The sequence below is a fragment of the Meridianimarinicoccus marinus genome (genome assembly GCF_040689105.1).
GTDB lineage: Bacteria > Pseudomonadota > Alphaproteobacteria > Rhodobacterales > Rhodobacteraceae > Meridianimarinicoccus > Meridianimarinicoccus marinus.
Genome location: NZ_JBFBVU010000040.1, coordinates 1 through 17,227 on the forward strand (window position 1 = coordinate 1; position 17,227 = coordinate 17,227).

18 protein-coding genes and 1 pseudogene are annotated in these 17,227 nt (G+C 61.5%); 10 read left to right on the plus strand and 9 right to left on the minus strand.

The annotated features are described in order from the left end of the window. Positions 1-736: 736 nt before the first annotated feature. Both AB0T83_RS18615 and AB0T83_RS18620 read left to right on the plus strand, forming a co-directional pair. Positions 737-1,063 carry a hypothetical protein gene (locus AB0T83_RS18615; RefSeq protein WP_366194727.1) on the plus strand — a complete coding sequence of 109 codons (327 nt, stop codon included), beginning with the start codon at positions 737-739 and terminating at the stop codon, positions 1,061-1,063. Continuing rightward, positions 999-1,760: a site-specific integrase gene (locus AB0T83_RS18620; RefSeq protein ID WP_366194728.1), complete on the plus strand. Its 762-nt coding sequence runs from the start codon at positions 999-1,001 to the stop codon at positions 1,758-1,760. Before AB0T83_RS18615 ends, AB0T83_RS18620 begins: the two co-directional genes overlap by 65 nt. A gap of 386 nt (positions 1,761-2,146) precedes the next feature. Here AB0T83_RS18620 and AB0T83_RS18630 read toward each other — a convergent pair whose 3' ends face one another. The 9 genes from AB0T83_RS18630 to AB0T83_RS18670 all read right to left on the minus strand — a co-directional run bounded on the left by AB0T83_RS18630 (position 2,147) and on the right by AB0T83_RS18670 (position 11,023). Further along, the gene (locus tag AB0T83_RS18630; RefSeq protein WP_366194729.1) at positions 2,147-4,129 is read right to left on the minus strand and encodes an alpha/beta fold hydrolase; all 1,983 of its coding nucleotides are present in this window, start codon (positions 4,127-4,129) and stop codon (positions 2,147-2,149) included. Positions 4,130-4,216: 87 nt separating this feature from the next. Continuing rightward, positions 4,217-5,128 carry a CPBP family intramembrane glutamic endopeptidase gene (locus tag AB0T83_RS18635; RefSeq protein ID WP_366194730.1) on the minus strand — a complete coding sequence of 304 codons (912 nt, stop codon included), beginning with the start codon at positions 5,126-5,128 and terminating at the stop codon, positions 4,217-4,219. Positions 5,129-5,266: 138 nt separating this feature from the next. Further along, positions 5,267-6,505, minus strand: coding sequence for a hypothetical protein (locus AB0T83_RS18640; RefSeq protein WP_366194731.1), 1,239 nt, complete (start codon positions 6,503-6,505; stop codon positions 5,267-5,269). Between the two features lie 50 nt (positions 6,506-6,555). Beyond that, positions 6,556-8,151, minus strand: a complete 1,596-nt coding sequence (locus tag AB0T83_RS18645; protein WP_366194732.1) for an amidase family protein — start codon at positions 8,149-8,151, stop codon at positions 6,556-6,558. 81 nt (positions 8,152-8,232) lie between these two features. Continuing rightward, on the minus strand, positions 8,233-8,904 hold the full coding sequence (locus AB0T83_RS18650) for an SH3 domain-containing protein (protein WP_366194733.1): 672 nt from the start codon (positions 8,902-8,904) through the stop codon (positions 8,233-8,235). A 30-nt stretch (positions 8,905-8,934) separates the two neighbouring features. Next, positions 8,935-9,507 carry a hypothetical protein gene (locus tag AB0T83_RS18655; protein WP_366194734.1) on the minus strand — a complete coding sequence of 191 codons (573 nt, stop codon included), beginning with the start codon at positions 9,505-9,507 and terminating at the stop codon, positions 8,935-8,937. A 31-nt stretch (positions 9,508-9,538) separates the two neighbouring features. Further along, a complete protein-coding gene (locus AB0T83_RS18660) occupies positions 9,539-9,934 on the minus strand; it encodes a hypothetical protein (RefSeq protein ID WP_366194735.1) in 396 nt (131 codons plus the stop codon). A 135-nt stretch (positions 9,935-10,069) separates the two neighbouring features. Continuing rightward, complete coding sequence (locus AB0T83_RS18665; protein ID WP_366194736.1) at positions 10,070-10,648, minus strand: AraC family transcriptional regulator; 579 nt, start codon at positions 10,646-10,648, stop codon at positions 10,070-10,072. A 78-nt stretch (positions 10,649-10,726) separates the two neighbouring features. Continuing rightward, positions 10,727-11,023 (minus strand): hypothetical protein, encoded by a 297-nt coding sequence (locus AB0T83_RS18670; protein WP_366194737.1) that lies wholly within the window; start codon positions 11,021-11,023, stop codon positions 10,727-10,729. 288 nt (positions 11,024-11,311) lie between these two features. Between AB0T83_RS18670 and AB0T83_RS18675 the strand changes: the two are divergent. From AB0T83_RS18675 to tnpC, 8 genes and pseudogenes are all read left to right on the plus strand, one after another. Next, positions 11,312-11,512 (plus strand): annotated as a pseudogene (locus tag AB0T83_RS18675) (transposase); the annotation flags it as partial. Between the two features lie 323 nt (positions 11,513-11,835). Then, positions 11,836-12,813, plus strand: coding sequence for a sialic acid TRAP transporter substrate-binding protein SiaP (locus AB0T83_RS18680; protein ID WP_366194738.1), 978 nt, complete (start codon positions 11,836-11,838; stop codon positions 12,811-12,813). Positions 12,814-12,822: 9 nt separating this feature from the next. Further along, positions 12,823-13,398, plus strand: a complete 576-nt coding sequence (locus tag AB0T83_RS18685) for a TRAP transporter small permease (protein WP_366194739.1) — start codon at positions 12,823-12,825, stop codon at positions 13,396-13,398. Between the two features lie 38 nt (positions 13,399-13,436). Then, complete coding sequence (locus tag AB0T83_RS18690) at positions 13,437-14,699, plus strand: TRAP transporter large permease (protein WP_366194740.1); 1,263 nt, start codon at positions 13,437-13,439, stop codon at positions 14,697-14,699. Between the two features lie 146 nt (positions 14,700-14,845). Further along, positions 14,846-15,010: a hypothetical protein gene (locus AB0T83_RS18695; protein WP_366194741.1), complete on the plus strand. Its 165-nt coding sequence runs from the start codon at positions 14,846-14,848 to the stop codon at positions 15,008-15,010. Between the two features lie 137 nt (positions 15,011-15,147). Continuing rightward, complete coding sequence (tnpA, locus tag AB0T83_RS18700; protein WP_193140855.1) at positions 15,148-15,564, plus strand: IS66-like element accessory protein TnpA; 417 nt, start codon at positions 15,148-15,150, stop codon at positions 15,562-15,564. Beyond that, entirely contained in the window at positions 15,561-15,911 is a 351-nt protein-coding gene (gene tnpB / locus AB0T83_RS18705) for an IS66 family insertion sequence element accessory protein TnpB (protein ID WP_009803441.1), read from the plus strand. Before tnpA ends, tnpB begins: the two co-directional genes overlap by 4 nt. 60 nt (positions 15,912-15,971) lie before the next feature. Next, on the plus strand, positions 15,972-17,227 hold a 1,256-nt coding region (gene tnpC, locus AB0T83_RS18710; protein ID WP_366194742.1), incomplete at its 3' end, for an IS66 family transposase.

Genomic DNA, 17,227 nt, shown 5'->3' on the forward strand with positions numbered 1-17,227 from the left:
CATCAGCACGTGCTTAAGGCTATCCTTAAGCCTCCTGGCTCAAGCCAAGATGTCCGGGCGAAATGGGGGCCAGTTCAGGGTCGAAGCGCAGCGCGTCGAGACCAATGTCAGGGGGCGTAGGTAATGGCGCGGCGATGCTCGGCACGCACGGTAAAGGTCAATCGCCTGTATACGTACCAGGAAGCTTCGGATGCACTGGGCGTGACGGTCCAGACCATCCGGTCTTGGCGCAAGCAGGGTCTTGGCGTTCTAACCCAGAGGCGTCCTCATTGCATCATGGGAATGGTCCTTAGGGAATTCATCGAGGACAAGACCCGTAAAGTGAAGCACCCATTGGCCAATGACCAGTTTTTCTGCATGTCCTGCAAAGCCCCCCGGCGTCCTTACGGATTGATGGCTGACTACACGGCGATTACCGGGACCAGTGGCCGCTTGGAGGCCTTGTGTGAGGTTTGTGAAGGCCGTTGCCTCCGCACAATCAGGGCAGCAGACATCCCCAGGTTTCGCAAAAGCCTCGACATCGCCATCGGGGGCGATGTCGACGCCTAACAGAACCTCCAAACACGCCCTTGAGCCATCACTTGGGGGTATTCGCCATGCGGCCACATATTACCCTGAGGATTCACGCCGTAAAGGAACTCGGTAAGCCGTGATCCCGTACGTCCAGAGTTTGGGCGGTTCAGATCGCGACAGGTACTTCTCAACCCCTCCACTATGACCGAAATGAGGTAAAGACATGCGAATTCATAACGAAGACAACGAGCGTATCAAGCGCAGCTACATGATCTATCTGCAGGACGCGAAAGGTCAGGACGAGAAGACCATCGACAAGGTCCTGGCGGCGATCCGGCGGTTTGAGGAAAGCACCAAGTTTAAGCCATTCAAGGCTTTCCACATTGATCAAGCCAGGGCATTCAAGGCCGCTTTAGCGAAGGCAAAAAACGCGCGCACCGGCCAAGCCTCTGACCTATTCGACGGTCGATGCCACTCTGCGGTTGGTGAAGGGATTCTTCCATTGGTTGGCGGGGCAACCGGGCTACAAATCGCGGATCACTTATCCTGATGTGGAGTACTTCAACAATACCGCCAAAAATTCCCGTGTCGCCCACACACAGCGCGACATTCCTTATCCGTCGATGGCGCAAGCGTTCCATGCATTTCAAGCCATGCCCGAAGACACGGACTTTGCCCGTCGCGACAAAGCGCTGTTTGCGTTCTTCATGCTGACATGCGCGCGGGACGGCGCAGTTGCATCCCTGAAGCTCAAGCATATTAACCTGGTGGAAGGTCATGTTTTTCAGGATGCGCGAGACGTGAAGACCAAGAACGCCAAAACCATCAACACCTGGTTCTTCCCGGTTGACCCGACCTATCTGGACTGCTTCACGGATTGGGTGCGCTATCTGGAGCAGGAAAAATTGTTCGGACCGGAAGACGCGCTTTTTCCCAAGGCGCGCACAGGGCTGTCCAAAGCGGGTGGGTTTACTGTGCTCGGTCTGTCGCGCGAGGGTTATTCCAGTGGGGAAAAATTGAATCAGATCATCCGAGCGGCCTTCGCCACTGTTCAATTGCCCGAATACACTCCGCACAGTTTCCGCAAAACGCTGGCCCTGTACGGCGATAAGGTTTGTCCGGACATGGAACACTTCAAAGCCTGGTCGATGAACATGGGCCACGAGAAGATTGCCACGACTACATCCGCCTACATGCCCGTTACCCTGCAACGCCAGCGAGATCTGATCAGGGGGTTGGGGAAGTAGAAGTCGCACACCGTCCGCCGGGGCAGGGGGAAGTAACTGGCGCCGTGCTAAGTTCGTTCATAGATTCCTATCGGAATGCTGGGTGAACTGATGCAGTGGATGCCCTCATCCGACCGCATCGAGTGTGCCATAACGGTTTCGTAGGAACCAAAGCGATGGAGGCATCCACCGCATCAGTTCACCCAGGCGCCTTGCTCGACCGCCTAACCCAACATGTCAGCATCCTGGAGATCAAAGGCGACAGCTATCGCCTCGTGCAGAGCAAGGCCCCGAAAAGCTCCTGACCCAAGAGCAGGTTTGGTCCTTGCGGACCATGGCACCGAGCCCGTCCAGACCGGCCGACGCTTCCTCCGCTCCGTGGTCGGATTTTGCGCCTCCGTTGACATCTATAGCGGGAGCTGATGCATGGTTCCATCGGGCAACATGACCGGGGCGCGGAGATCCGCGATGCAGGAGGTGTCGATGCGGCCATCGGGATCTTCAATGTACGCCGCCGTAATATCGCGGGCGCATTGGCTGAAGAGGATCGTGCCGTGACCAGATTCGGGAAAGACGAGATTTCGCGAATTGCTCAGTGTGGCCGCTGCAACGGCCCCCCAAGCGCCCGAAGTCTGTACGTCGATCTCTCCGTTCATCAGCAGCACAGGCTGCGCGCTTTCAACGGGTTCCAGCCAGTTGTCTCGCGGGACTGGCGTGAAGACCTCGTTGCACACGGTGAAGAAGGCCGGGATTTCCTCGGCCAGTACAGCGCCGAATAGCGGCCCGAACGGAAGCGAACGGGTCTCTTCCTGGAAGCCTTCCGCCGAGTTGAAGCCGCCTACGTAGTCCTCCTGGCACGCGTAGAGGTAGGCCTCAAAGTCGCCCTCCACGCCGTCTTCCAACGCCTGATTGTCCAGCCCGATCAACTCGAAAACCCGAATGACATCCGCATCGCTCATCGCCTGCGTGAGTGTGGTCAGTTGTGTCCGGACAGACCCGTCGAAATGCGCCGCGACGAGATCGAGCAGAGTGGTCTTCTCGGGCGCGGCGAACCGCAGGTTCAAATAGTCCCGGGCCACGGCAAGGCGGGCTTCGCGTGTTTCCAGGGCCTGAATGGCCTCTTCGAGCACGTCATCGAAAAGCTCGGCCAGACCGACATGCGCGCGGTCGGCGGCAATGTCGTTTTCAAGCTGGCGGATCGCTTCCCGCGCCATCGTGCCATTGGCCTCGATGACCTGCGCAGCGGTGGTCGCGGCGACGACCAGCGCCTGTTCATTCCCGCTCAGCCCGACCGCACGGGCCTGGGCGACAAGGGATTCGCCCGTCACCTTGGGCGGAAGATCTCCGCTGACGATCTGGGTCAGCAGGGTTGTGTCGCCTTGCTCTAGCTGGGTCACCATCAGTGGCAGGTAGGTCGAGAGCTTGTTGGGGTTCTGACTGCGCCGGTCGTTGCGCCCCTTGAGATGGAGAAAGAGCTGGATGGCCGCGTAGGGCTGTCCCAGCACCTCGACCGGCGTCTCTGTCATTTGGTCGAGCAGCGCGTAGAAACGCGCGGTGATATCGGGATAGGCCGCGGCGCAAACGGGATCGCGCTCACACGGGCCGAACGTGTTGTCGAAAGAGTTTGCATAGGGCGTGATGAGTTGATCGTAGAGTTGGACCTGCGGCGGCGCGACCCCGTCCAAGACGATGGCGCGGATGCCGGGGATCTCCTGCCGCATGACCTCAAGCGTGAGCTTGGTGCCGTAGGAAACCCCGTAGATGTTGTATTCCGGATAGCCGAGGGCCGCCATGACCGCACCGACATCCAGCGCGTTCTGGGTCGTGTTGATCTCGGTGATGTCGACGCCTCGCCCGGCGATTTCTTTCAGGCAGTCCCGCGCGAAATCGACCGGCAGGTCCGGCAGGTCCTCGCCAGCGATCGACCGGACCGACTCGTCGAGGTTGTCGGCAATGGTGCCGAAGCAGTCCATGTCGGGGGCGCTGGCGTCCACCCCGCGCTGATCGAACGAGATGATGTCGCGACGCTGGCGCAGGTGGTCAAAATACCGGCTGACCGCGTTGACCGTGCGGACCGTTCCCCCGCCCGGCCCGCCATGAAGATAAACCACCGGATCGGGTGCGGGCGACAGCGAGTGGGATTTGTAGACGATCCAGCTGAGGTTCATCTTTCGGCCATCGGGATTGGCGTGATCCTCTGGCACTTCGACCGTGCCGCAGATCACCGTCTGACCTTCGATCTCGGCAGGGGCCACCGGACGGTTGCAGGGGGTAATCTTGGTCGCATGAGCCGGATCCGCGGTGCCGGCCACGAGATTCGGGAAGTTCGGGGCCTCGGGCTCCCCGGCGATCAGGGAAGCGACGAGGGTGAGGATTTCTGCGGCGGTCATGGCCAGTATTCCTTACGCGGTGTCTTTTGGGTTGCGTGTTGTTCTGTCGTGGTCCGGTCCGGTCTCATCGTCTGCATCATCGCGGGATCATGGCTGCGGCCCTCGATCTGCAGGCCAAGCGTCGGCCGCAGGGCGGTTTCGGATGCCCCACCAGGCAACCACAAGGGCGACGACCAGAACGACAAGCCCCGGCAGGCTGGCTTCGACGCCGAAGTCGCCTCCCGACAGAATCAGCGCGCTGCCCTCGGCGGGTCCGATGCTTAACAGCGCGGTCGCGCGGGGATGCCCGCTGACCGGCAGGCCGAACACATTTCCCTGAAAGAAATTCCACCCGACGTGAATGCCGCTGATGAGCCAGAGCGAGCCTTGCTGCAGGGCTACGACGCAAGCAAAGACGGCGTAGAGGAACAGCACGAGGAGGATGATCGGATCGAAGGTGACGTGGATGACGGCGAAGAGCAGGGAGCTTCCCAGGATGGCGACCCAACCGGGAAGCTGACGCGCGCCCATCTGAAGCATATATCCTCTCACTACGGCCTCTTCCGTGGTTCCTTGGATCGCGAACACCGCAAGCAGGGGCAGGATCGGAAAAAGCGCCGACACACCCGACCGGCGGTGCGCGCTCCCCCCGATCTCGAAGATCCCGGTCAACAGCATGAAGACCACCGGGACCGTCATCATCACAGCACCGATGGCAAGGCCCAGCAGAAACTTACGGGCGCCGCCCTTGCCGCAGAGCCCGACGGTCGACAGGGGCCTGCCTTCCTTGAGGCGCACCCAGACAAACAGCGCGAGCAGGGTGAAGCCGAAGATGAAGAGTTCGGTGTATTGATGCAGCGGGCTGGTTTTGTCGTTTCCAAGAACCGCAGAACCGACCAAAGATCCGATGATGCCCCCGACGATGATAATGACGATTGCCGCGCTCCAAGCGAGCACCCATCCGGACGGGCGTTTCGCCCTTTCCGTCAGGCGCACGATGGCGTTGTCTTTCAGGTTCATCTGGTTTCTCGCACGGTAGACGCGGCATGTCCGGGGCAGGGGACCCGGCGAATGCCGTTGAATTGCACCGCAGTCGTTTCCGACCCCGGATCGCGCAAAGATGCGCAGGCAGCCGCCGGGTCGGACATCAGCGCGGCGTCAATCGGCGATGGCCAAGAACCCTTCAATGTCGCTGACATCGTAGGTCTGACCCGCTTCGGTTGTGATGGTGGCAATGCCGGCTGCGCTCAGGTCGCAAAAGAGATCCGGGCCATTGCCGGTGACGTCCTGGCCGTTAATCGAAACCACCGTCTCGCCGAGTACAAGACCTGCCTCGTCTGCACGGCCCCCCACCGCCATGGACGTCACCATGATCGACCCGTCGGGCTGCAGCCCAACCCCTGCAGCGGGCACATCCGTCATGCCCGACAATCCGCCGTCTGTTGCCAGCGGATCAAGAGAGATCGTTTCGGATGCCCAGTCGAAGGTCACAACGTAATCCTTGAGGAACATGTGACCCATATTTCCCGCCACGCCCGGCGCCATGCCGTCACCCACGAATACCGTCGTGGTGATTTCCGTTCCAGCGATGCCCACCGGGAGTTGCAGGGCGTTCAGCGTGAATTCGAAAGCCCCGGCGGCGCCACCTGCGATGTTGGTCATTTTCGGGGCGCTTTCGGGCACCTCCACACCGACCGAGGCCAGATCTTTGGTGTTGATCGTCAGGGGAATGCCGCCGCCGCTGTCGACGACGAATTCCAGCGTGCCATTCCCGACCTGCAGTTGAACATGCGGCGTCGGGGATGTCGTACCGGGTTTGATCGTGAACGGCAGGGCGATCGCGCCCTCGATATGGTCGAGTTGGTCGAGGCTGGCCGCCACAGTGATCTCGTTCGCCCCGTAGTCCACCTGCCAGATGCCGTTGCGCATCGCCGGCGCGCCGAGCAGCCCGTGTTGCGTGATGCAGTAGAAGGCGCCGTCCGCGGCCCAGCCGGACCCGGCGGTCAGGCTGTCAATGGCAAGGGTGCCCTGGACCGTGGCCGAGGGTATCAGGGTCGTCGGGGTCCAGACGATTGCGCCGCCGCCCGCCAGACCCGGCGCCTCGAAGACCGTCTCGCCGCCCCGGGCCTCGATCAAAGCGTCGGTTAGGATGGTTGGCGCGCCGGTGTCGAGCATCACCGGAAGCGCCGTCTCGCCGTCGAACGACAGGTCGACGACGACATGGGCCATCACCTCCCGAAACGGGAAGGTCACCGGCAAGGCCGCCGTGTCATAGAAGTTGACCGTTGGCAGAAAGCTGGCGATGTCTGCGCGGAAGGCGTTGTAAGTGTCGAGCTTTGCCTGATCCTGGGGCGAAAGCTCGGTGTCTTGCGCCTGCAGCAAGCCGCCGGCCAGCACGCAGGCGGTCAATGCGGTCAATGCGGTGAGCGCTGGTCTTGCGCGGATTTTCATGGCGAGATCTCCGGGGTGAGTTGAAGCTGGGACGCCTGTTCGAAGGCATAGGCATAGCCGAGCAGGGATGCATCCGCGCCCTGCTTTCCGATCAGCGTGGCGCCGACCGGCATACCCGCGCCGTCGCTGCCAAGAGCTGCCAGGATGCCGCCACCGGACCGCGCGCCGAGGGGCACGGTGATGGCCGGATAGCCGGCGGTCGCGTAGACTTGGGAATGGTCGTTGTCGATGCTGACAAGCACCTCCGCGCCGCTGGCGGCAAAGGCAGCATCCAGCAGTTCTGCCGCCTTTGCTGTCAAGCTCTCTCCCATGGCGCGAAAATCTTCTTCCGACAGGGTTGCCGCTTCGGCCAGCTTCGCGTCAAGCACGGGGGTGCCGAAGGGGGCCCGCGTGTCGGGGTCAGCCGCGTAATAGGCGGCCAGCGCCTCGGGGCCGTCGATTTCGGGTCGTATCGACCCGATGTAGGCCGTCATCTCGTACCGGATGCCCCCGGCCAGAAAGAGATCGAATTCGCTCAAGGCGGATTGCCAGCCCGACAAGCTCGCGGGCCCGACCTCGGCCCCGGTGAGAGTCAGGGCCGTGGCGATCCTTTGCAGCAGATCCGCATTTCCCTTCTGGGCCGCCAGTTCGCTGGCCAGCACACCGACCCGAAGGCCTTGAAGCGCGTCGAGAGACAGCGCCGCTGCGTAGTCGGCATGTCCCGTGTCGATGACACCAAGCAGAAGTGCCGCATCGGTCACGGTTCGGGCAATGGGTCCGGGGGAATCGTTGGTTGTCAGAAGCGGGATCACGCCGTCGCCACTGACCAGATCACGGCTTGGTTTCATGCCGACGACGCTGTGCCACGCGGAGGGCGCGATCAGCGAGCCCGAGGTCTCGCTGCCGACGCTAACGGTCGTGAGGTTCGCCGCCACGGCCCCTGCCGATCCGGAACTGGACCCGCCGGTGGGAAAGGCGCCATGCGGATTGATGCCGCTTCCGGCAATGGCCGTAGAGCCACCAAGAAAAAGTCCAAGCGAGATCGCTCCGGCGAATTCCGAGAGATTGGCTTTGCCAAGGATCACCGCGCCACCGTCCCGAAGCTGGCGGACCAATGCCGCGTCCGCCTCCGGGGCGTGGTCGCGCAGGATCTCCGCGCCGGCGGTGGTGTGCATCGGTGCAGCCGTGCCGATGTTGTCCTTGAGGCTGACCGGTATCCCGTGGAGCGGGCCAAGAACCGTGCCTTCGGCACGCAGCGCATCGGCGGATTGCGCCTCTTCAATGGCGGCCGGGTTGACCTCAAGGTAGGTGCGGTAATGGTCGTCCAGTGCCGCGATCCGCTCCAGATAATAGCGCGTGAGGATGACCGACGTCAGTTGGCCGTCCTCCATGAAGCCGCTCAACTCCGGGATGGTGAGCGACGGCAGCACCCGGTCGAGCGCCGCGACGATATCCTCCGGCAGGGCAGGCGTGCCATCGGGAAGAGGCGGAAATACGAGCTGTTGAAGCCGCGGCACCTGGCCGTCGTCCTGCGCGAAGGTTTCTATCGGAGCGAGCGCCGCAAGGCACAAGGCCATCGGGAGGGACAGGGCACGCATGTTGGTCAGGCCCATGGCATTGATCCTTTTGTTGATTGCCCGGCGCGGAGAGGGACATCCGGCGCCGGGCTTTCGCTGAAATGACCGTTTAGGCAATCAGCGTATACGGGCGACGGCAGCGTCCGAAAGCGTCAGTTGCGCCGACGAGCAGGAACTGCCCGCCTGTATCCGCTGGCCCGCGGGATTGTAGAGGACAGTACATCCCCCGGACCATCCGACCTCGATTTCACCGGTCGGACGCAGGAACAGGTCTGGCGCAACAGCGCTGCCGGAGGGGATCTGGATGCCTGCGCCGGCTGCGGCCGGGGCTGCACCCTCGCGCAGGTAGCGCCCCGCTACCCAACCGTCGTAGTTGCCATCCGGGGTCTGGACATGACACCAGCGACTGCTGCCCGTCCCGCTGCACCCGAGGTTGCGCAAGGTCAGACCGTTCGGGGCGCGGGCGACAATGCTGTACCGCGTCGACGGTCCGGTTCGAATATTGAGGAAATCGCCCGCGGCCACGCCCGTGACCTCCCAGAAGTCCGGGCCACCGGCATCGCCGTCGGCAAAGTTCGACGCGGGCAAGGAGGCCGATGTTGACTGCGTCGCGCCGCTTTCCTGCAGGTAATGGCCCGAGACCCAACCCGAGATGAGCCCGTCGCCGGATTCAACATGGCACCAGCGACTGCTCCCGGTGCCGTGGCAGCGGAGGTTTCGAAAGACCTGCCCGGTATGAACGCGCGCGACCACCTGATGCGTCGTCCCGGGGCCGCTGCGGACGTTCAAAGTGTCGCCCCCGGACAGCCCTTTGACCTGCTAGTAATCCGGTCCTCCTGCGTCGCCATCCGCGAAGTCTGTCGCCGGCACCGAATGGCTTGCGCCGCCGATATGGATGGACAGCGTGAGGTTCGCGGTCTCGTCGCGCCGTGCGGCGGCGCGGATGAGGTAGACCCGGATCACCCAGTCTCCGCTGGCCGGAAGCGTGCCATCGAAATGGTTGCCCTCGGTCGATCCGATATGGATCGCCTTCGGGTCTCCCGATGGCATCAGGTTGAAATAGGCACTGGGGTTGTCCGTGGCGAGGTCGATCACCATTCGCTGACCGCCGCGGGCGTTCAGGACGTAGTCGATGATATCCTGACCGACCAGACGGGTCTGAATGACGCTGCCGGACGTCCCCGGCGCAAAGGACACACGTTCCGTCCTGATGCCCTGGGCCGCCGCTGGCGCGGACACAACCGGCTGGAGCAGCGCCATCAAGAGGATGGTGGCCGTGATCCGGGCGGTGAAAATTCTTGCAAGCAAAACCTGGATTCCCATTGTTGGTTCAACCGCGCCGATCCCCGTCCTTTCGGTCAGGACCGGCGCGAGATACGCAGCTTTTTGCACGGCAGGGGCGGACTGCGCCGCCCTGCGCGGGTCAGAACCGGATGGAACCGGCGCTCTTGCCCGGACGGCTGAAGACAAACTGGGAGGGTTGTGCAGTGGCATCGTAAACCAGGGTGGCTGTCCCTGTGGAGCCATCCGTGCACACGATGTTCGTCAGTTCCGACGCGCTGGCCGCGGGCGCGTCTTCCAGAACCCCGTTACAGGTGTAGTCGAGGCCGGCCGACAGGGTGACCGTCTGGTTGCCATCGCCGCGCGCCCGCAGCGCCACCGACACCGTATCGCCGGTGCTGTCTTGCCCGACCGCACTTGCCGTCGGTGCCGAGGCCGTGGTTCCGCCGGTTTCGGCGCAGGCGGCGACGAGGCCCAGAAGCGCAACTGGCAAGAGTTTGCGGACGGTACGAGTCAGAGGAAGGCGTGCCTGGTTCATTGTCGTCAGTTCCCGATAAAGATGCTTTGGAATCAAAGCCTATGGGGGGAGGGGAACACACGCTATCCGGAACGAACCCGTACTATCCAGTTTGCGCCCGGACCATGATTTTCTTGCCCGGTACACTGGTCAAGATCACGCACCGCCCCGGCGCGCAACTGCTGCGCTGTCGGTCTGCTGCCCAATATTGTGGCAAAGAGTTTCGGACGGGGTCTCGCCAAAGCGCTGCCGGTAGGCGGCACTAGCCCGTCCCAGGTGGAACAGGCCCGAATCCAGAGCGGCCGAGGTGACTGAAACCTGCGGCGCGGCGCCCAGAAGGGTGCCACGCATGGCGTTGAGCCGCACGATTGACAGATAGCTGCGAATGGTCATCCCGCGCCGATCCTTGAACGCCCTTTGCAGAACCCTTGTCGACAGATTCAATTCGGCGGCGATCTGCGAAACAGTGATCGCTTCGGAAAAACTTGCGTCGATGTAGGCTTCGACGGATTTGGCGATGTTCTCGTAGCGGTGGCCACGCGATCTTTCATCGTGATGGGAGACGCCCGGTTTCAGCACGTCAATAAGAGCATCCTCGACCAGCGCCTCGAGAAGCATGACTGCCCTGTCGGAAACGAGATCCGGATTCGAAAGATGGTTGAACGAGAACTCCAGAAGTTCCAGGAGCTTCAGTTGCTTTGGGTCTGGCCCGCCAAGCATGGTTTCCCCGGACATCCCGTAGGGCCAGTTCGGCGGGGATATGATGGTGTACCCTTCATAGATGCATCCGGTTGCCTCCGGATGCATCTCGCTCTACCGTTCAGATGGACCAAGCACGATCGCTTCGCCCGGACGGACAGTTTGGATGCGTCCGTCAACATTGACTGTCCCGAAGCCACGTTTTGGCAAACTGATGGACGTCCGATCCTTTTCAACGAAACGCGCGCGATGTCCGCTGGAATTCACGGAAACGATCCTGAAACCCTTCGTCCCAAGATCAAGGACATTGTGGATGAGGCAGCCATCGGGACTGGAAAAGTCGAGACCATTCGAAGCCGTGAAGAGCAAAGGTGAGATCTCGACACCCGGCTGATACTTCAATGTATACATGTCCAACGGCCATCCCTGTTTGGCTATGCAATTTTGCAGTTCTTCCGAGACATTGAAAGGACTTTGGGATCAGGTTCCATTCACCGGCTTGAGGCTGCGCCGGCTGGCGGTGATCTTGCCGCCGTTTCACCGGATACTCAGGCGGTTGCGATTTGAGCTGCGATGAACTCGCGTGGTGGGCGCATCTTCAGCCTCGAGTGCGTGTGGTTTTCATTGTAGCCGTCGTGACCTGCCACGGGATTTTTCCTCCCCCGCCGCTTAGAGCCTGCCCCGACTTGAAGAGGGACAATGAAGCGAACGAGGTTCACGGAATGGGAAAACATCGGCGTCCTTGCCGGGCACGAGGCAGGTGCGAAGTGCGCGGACCTCTGCCGCAAGCAAAGCATGTCGGAAGGCAACTTCTGTAACTAGAAGGCCAAGTTCGGTGGCATTACGGTGTCGAAGGCGAGGCGGCCGAAGACGCATGCGGATGAGAATACCAAACTGAAGATCTTCGCAGCTACCGTGGCCCTAGTGGGGCCGCATGGCCTGCCGTTAACAGTGTCGCGTTGATCTTCAGCGTCTCTCTAAAACCCGACTGCCGGCATCGCAGCACACGGACCTCATGAAATCGTCAGAACTTTCGACCAGGCCAGGTGCGTGGCAAACAAGTCACTGAACTGTCTTGTGGACTCTGTCTTTTCGAAAACTGAGGTGGCGGGAAAATCAAGGCGTTGATTTGCTACCACGGATCGAACAGACTGCGGCTTCCAAAGCCGACGGCAAAAGTTGGCAGGAGCCGCCGTTGGCGATAAACAACCTGGGAGGATACGATGGTTCAGAGTAAATTGGCGACTATTGCGCTTGTTGCCGCAATCGCGGTTGGCGGTGCTACTTCTGCGCTTGCTCAGCAGACGCTGAAATGGGCGCATGTGTATGAAGAGGGCTCGGGCTACCACCAGGTAGCGCTCTGGGCGGCCGAGGAAGTGGCCGAGCGCACGGATGGACGCATCGACATCCAGGTCTTTCCGGCCTCGTCGCTGGGCAAGGAAGTCGAGATCAACGAAGGTCTCGGAATCGGTGCCGTCGATATCATCTATACCGGGCCGAGCTTCGTGGAGCGCTATTACGGACCGATCGCCATTTCGGATTACCCGTTCATCATGAGCGGCTACGACCACTGGAAAACCTATCGCGATAGCGATCTGTTCGCTGAGCTGTCCGAAGGCTACAAGGGCGCGACCGGCCACACCGTGAACGGCCTTGTCTATTACGGCCAGCGCCACGTCACCTCGAATTTCCCGATCCTGCAACCCTCCGACATGGAAGGCCTGAAGATCCGCGTGCCCAACAGCCCCGTCATGCTGATGTTCCCGAACGCGGTCGGCGCCAACCCGACCCCGATGGCCTTTTCGGAAGTCTATCTCGCGCTTCAGCAGAAGGTTGTGGACGCACAGGAAAACCCGCTTCCGACCATCCAGTTCAAGAAGTTCTACGAGGTCCAGTCCAACATCAACCTGACCGGTCATATCCTGAACTCGCTGCTGATCATTACCTCCCAGTCCGCCATGCAGCGCCTTGGGGATGACGCTGCTGTCGTCGACGAGGTGATGAAGGAAGCCGCCGCCATGGTAAGCCAGGAAATCTTCGATTCAGAGCAGAGCCTTGTTGCATGGTTCCGCGAGCAGGGCATCCAGGTCAACGAGATCGACAAGGGACCCTTCCAGGAAGCCGTCAAGCCGATGTTGACCGACATGACCCAGGTGCCCTACGATATGGATCATTTCGAGCGCCTCCAGGCCCTTCAGTAAGTTTCGGGAATGGTCAATCCTGAAAAGGACGAGAACCCAGAAGGTGGCCGCGACGCGGCCCCTTTTCTTGACATCGAAGATGACAATTCATCGGCCGATATCAAGTTCGTCGATATTCCCGGACTGATCGCCCTGTGGGCCCTGGCGATCATTGTCTTTTTGCAGTTCTTTACCCGCTACGTCCTGAATGACAGTCTGGCCTGGACGGAGGAAATCGCACGCTATGTGCTGATCCTTGTGGCCTATTTCGGGGCGGTGACGGTGTCTCGCAAGGGGACGCATATCTTTCTTGAATTCTTCTACCGGTACTTGCCGCCAATGGTCGGCAAGTGGCTCTCCATCACCATGGAGGCCGTCAGCTTCCTGTTCTGGGGATATCTGGCCTGGATCGCAGTGAGGCTCGCGCAGCAGACCAAGACCAAGATGGCCTCGGCGGAAATTCCCAAGAGCCTGCTCTACTGGGCTGTTGCCCTGGGGCTTGCGGCCATGGCGTTTTACTCGGCACGTTGGCTCGTGCGGAAGTTCCATCAAAAGGCCGAAGACGTCGTGCGCGAAGTCGAAGAGCACGCCCTTTCCGACCATTGATCTAGTATCGGGATCCCCAGAAAATGTTTCTGTCACTGATGTTCGTCATCCTCTTTGTGCTGCTGATCGCGGGAGCGCCGGTTGCCGTCGCGCTTGGCGCGTCGTCGCTGTTCTTCATCGCGACGAGCGGAATGCCGAACCTTGTCGTTCTCCACAATATGGTCAGCGGCATCAACTCCTTCCCGCTGATCGCTGTCCCCTTCTTCATCCTCGCCGGTCACCTGATGAACTCATCGGGGATTACGACCAAGATTTTTGCCTTCGCCAGGGCGACCGTCGGCTGGATGTATGGCGGTCTGGGCCACGTGAATGTGGGTGCATCAGTGATCTTCGCCGGGATGTCCGGTGCGGCAGTCGCCGATGCAGGCGGTCTTGGCAACATCGAGATCAAGGCGATGAGGGAGGCCGGATATGACACGGATTTCTCGGTCGGCATCACGGCCGCCTCGTCCACGATCGGGCCGATCATTCCGCCGTCGCTGCCTCTGGTGGTGTATGGGGTGATTGCCAATGCCTCGATCGGGCAGCTCTTCGCTGCCGGGATCGTCCCGGGCCTGCTCATGGCCGCCGCCCTGATGATCATGGTGGCGATCTACTCGAAGGTTCGCAACTACCCCCGCGACGCCTCCTTTCAGGTTGGCGTGTTCGGACGCACCTTCGCGGACGCGATCCTGCCGCTTTTCACACCGATCATCATTGTCGGTGGCATCCTGACCGGTGCCTTCACGCCGACCGAGGCGGCCATTGCCGCGGTCGCCTATGCGATGTTCCTCGGGCTGTTCGTATACCGCACGCTCGACCTGAAACGCATCCTCAAGGTGTCGATGGACACCGTCGAGACTACCGCGTCGATCATGATGATCGTCGCCTCTTCGGCGATCTTCGGCTGGATTCTCACAGCAAACCAAGTGGCGCAGAAATTCGCCGGGGGTTTGCTGACAATGACCGACAGCCCGACACTCATCATTCTGGTGATCATGCTGATCGTGCTGATCATCGGCTGCTTCATGGAGACCATCGCGGCGATCACGATCCTGACGCCGGTCCTGCTCCCGGTGGCCATCAGTATCGGTATCGATCCGGTCCATTTCGGGATCATTCTGATCCTGAACCTGATGATCGGGCTTCTGACACCGCCGGTCGGAATGGTGCTGTACGTGTTGTCGAAAGTGTCCGGTGTCCCGTTCGAGCGATGCGTGGTGGCAACGGCACCCTTCCTTGTTCCGCTGATCATCGTGCTGCTGATGCTGAGCTTTCTTCCCAGCCTTTCGATGTGGCTACCGGAACAGATCTATCGGTAACGCATCGGCACGGAACCTGCTTTCGATGTAGCTGTCAATGGCAGGTTCCGGGCCGGATGCCCGAGCGCCCGCGGGCTCCTGACGCTTGAACTTGCTGCCGAAAAGCTGGTGTTTTTTGGCGTGGGTACCACATTGAGGATCGCGCCGTGGGCACGATCGGATACGACATCCCGATTGCCATGCATTATTCTGATGTCGTCACCGGCCTGTCGTCGTCAAATGGACGAAAAATTTCAGCTTCCGGTGGTCCGACCTTGGGCAGCAGAGCCGTCTTTGCTTGGCGCGGCAAAGAACGGGTTGAAGTCCCATAGCCACTTCCCGCTTATACGGATCTTCAATCCATTCTTTCAATTGGCTCAAGATACTTCGGGGGAGTGCCGCGAAACGTAGTATCCCTCCGGTGGAGGCCGTCTGACGGGGTTTCAGCGTCGGTGCTAAGTCCGACCTTATGGCCGACCATAAGTTCAGACCCGAGATTGAAGTCCTCTCTGCCGCGGATGCGCCGCGCCGTCGTCACTGGAGCGATGGCGACAAGATCGCGATCGTGAAGGAAAGCTTCCTGGGGCATCGCCAGGTGACAGCCACGGCGCGGCGGCATGGCGTATCTCGCTCTCTGCTGACGATATGGCGGCGCCAGTATCGCGCTGGCGAACTTGGCGCCGAGACACCGCCTTCCTTCATCCCGCTGGCTGTTTCGCCGCCCATGGCACCTGCGACCGTGCCCGCGACCGCACGGGAGGCGCCACGCACCACGCCTGATGTCCAGCTCGAGATCGTGCTGAGGAACGGGCGACGGCTTCTCGTCCCTTCGTCGGTGGAGCCAGAGGTTTTGGCGCGGCTGCTGCCGGCCCTGGAAAGCCGATGATCGCCTTCCCGGCGGGGGTGCGCGTATGGATTGCCGGTGGGGTCACCGACATGCGGCGAGGGATGAACACCTTGGCGCTGACGGTGCAGCAGGGTTTGGGACGTGATCCGCATGCGGGCGAGATTTTCTGCTTCCGCGGGCGCAAGGGCGACCTGGTAAAATTGCTTTGGCACGACGGGGTCGGCATGTCGCTTTATACCAAGCGGTTGGAGGCCGGGAAGTTCATCTGGCCGACAAGTGGAAGTGGCGAGGCGGTGCAGATATCCGCAGCCCAGCTCGGCTATCTCCTGGAGGGGATCGACTGGCGCAATCCGCGCTGGACGCAACGCCCTGCAAAGGCGGGATAAATTGGCTTCTCCGGCCTTATTTTTATGGGCTTTCCGATGCCTGCATGGTAGGTCTCGGCCATGTCAGATGCCGCTTCCGAGATCGCCAGATTGCGCGCCGCGCTTGCGGCCTCGGAGGCCCGTGCCGAGGCCGCAGAGAGCGAGCTGGCGCAGACCCGGGCGGTGGTCTCGACCTCGGAAGCGATGATCAAGCATCTCCGGCTCGAGATCGCCAAGCTCCGGCGCGAGCAATATGGCCACAGCTCCGAGCACCGCGCCCGCCTGATCGACCAGATGGAATTGCAGCTCGAGGAACTCGAGGCCGCAGCCACTGAAGACGAGATCGCCGCCGAGAAGGTAGTGAAGACCACGTCCGTCGCGGGGTTCGAGCGTCGCCGCCCGGCCCGCAAACCCTTCCCGGAGCATCTGCCGCGCGAGCGCGTGGTGATTTCGGCGCCCACGGCCTGTTCCTGCTGTGGCTCGGATCGCATCGTGAAGATGGGCGAGGATATCACCGAGACGCTCGAGGTCATTCCCCGGCAGTGGAAGGTGATCCAGACGGTCCGCGAGAAGTTCACCTGCCGGGCATGCGAGAAGATCAGCCAGCCGCCAGCGCCGTTCCATCCCACACCCCGTGGCTGGGCTGGGCCCAACCTGCTTGCGATGACCCTGTTCGAGAAGTTCGGCCAGCATCAGCCGCTGAACAGGCAAGTCGAGCGCTACGCCAAGGAAGGTGTCGAGGTCAGCCTGTCCACCCTGGCTGACCAGGTCGGCGCCTGCACCGTGGCGCTGGAGCCGATCCATGCGCTGATCAGGTCCCATGTCCTGGCCGCCGAGCGGCTGCACGGCGACGACACCACGGTGCCGCTCTTGGCCCGGGGCGGTACGAAGACCGCGCGGCTCTGGACCTATGTCCGCGACGACCGGCCTTTCGCGGGCGGTGCACCGCCGGCCGCGCTGTTCTACTTCTCGCGCGATCGGGAGATGGCTCACCCGAACCGACATCTCGCCGGGTGGCGGGGCATCCTTCAAGCCGATGCCTATGGCGGTTACAACGACCTCTATCGCGGCGACCGTGATCCCGGTCCGGCCGGAAGCGCGCTCTGCTGGAGCCATGCCCGGCGGAAGTTCTTCGAGCTTGCCGACATCAAGGGCAATGTCCGCAAGGGCAAGTCCGCCTACGATATATCTCCTGTCGCACTGGAGGCGGTGGCGAGGATCGACGCGATCTTCGACATCGAACGCCAGATCAACGGCCTTGATGCCACGTTCCGGCTCGAGGCCAGGCACCGGTTGTCCTGTCCCTTGGTTGAGGCATTGCACGCTTGGCTGCGCGC

What these genes read in the sequence shown, in the direction of transcription:
- AB0T83_RS18615 (WP_366194727.1), top strand. Translation starts at nt 737, where the DNA reads ATGCGAATTCATAACGAAGACAACGAGCGTATCAAGCGCAGCTACATG.
- AB0T83_RS18630 (WP_366194729.1), bottom strand. Translation starts at nt 4,129, where the DNA reads ATGACCGCCGCAGAAATCCTCACCCTCGTCGCTTCCCTGATCGCCGGG.
- AB0T83_RS18635 (WP_366194730.1), bottom strand. Translation starts at nt 5,128, where the DNA reads ATGAACCTGAAAGACAACGCCATCGTGCGCCTGACGGAAAGGGCGAAA.
- AB0T83_RS18645 (WP_366194732.1), bottom strand. Translation starts at nt 8,151, where the DNA reads ATGGGCCTGACCAACATGCGTGCCCTGTCCCTCCCGATGGCCTTGTGC.
- AB0T83_RS18660 (WP_366194735.1), bottom strand. Translation starts at nt 9,934, where the DNA reads ATGAACCAGGCACGCCTTCCTCTGACTCGTACCGTCCGCAAACTCTTG.
- AB0T83_RS18665 (WP_366194736.1), bottom strand. Translation starts at nt 10,648, where the DNA reads ATGTCCGGGGAAACCATGCTTGGCGGGCCAGACCCAAAGCAACTGAAG.
- AB0T83_RS18670 (WP_366194737.1), bottom strand. Translation starts at nt 11,023, where the DNA reads ATGTATACATTGAAGTATCAGCCGGGTGTCGAGATCTCACCTTTGCTC.
- AB0T83_RS18680 (WP_366194738.1), top strand. Translation starts at nt 11,836, where the DNA reads ATGGTTCAGAGTAAATTGGCGACTATTGCGCTTGTTGCCGCAATCGCG.
- AB0T83_RS18685 (WP_366194739.1), top strand. Translation starts at nt 12,823, where the DNA reads ATGGTCAATCCTGAAAAGGACGAGAACCCAGAAGGTGGCCGCGACGCG.
- AB0T83_RS18690 (WP_366194740.1), top strand. Translation starts at nt 13,437, where the DNA reads ATGTTCGTCATCCTCTTTGTGCTGCTGATCGCGGGAGCGCCGGTTGCC.
- tnpA (WP_193140855.1), top strand. Translation starts at nt 15,148, where the DNA reads ATGGCCGACCATAAGTTCAGACCCGAGATTGAAGTCCTCTCTGCCGCG.
- tnpB (WP_009803441.1), top strand. Translation starts at nt 15,561, where the DNA reads ATGATCGCCTTCCCGGCGGGGGTGCGCGTATGGATTGCCGGTGGGGTC.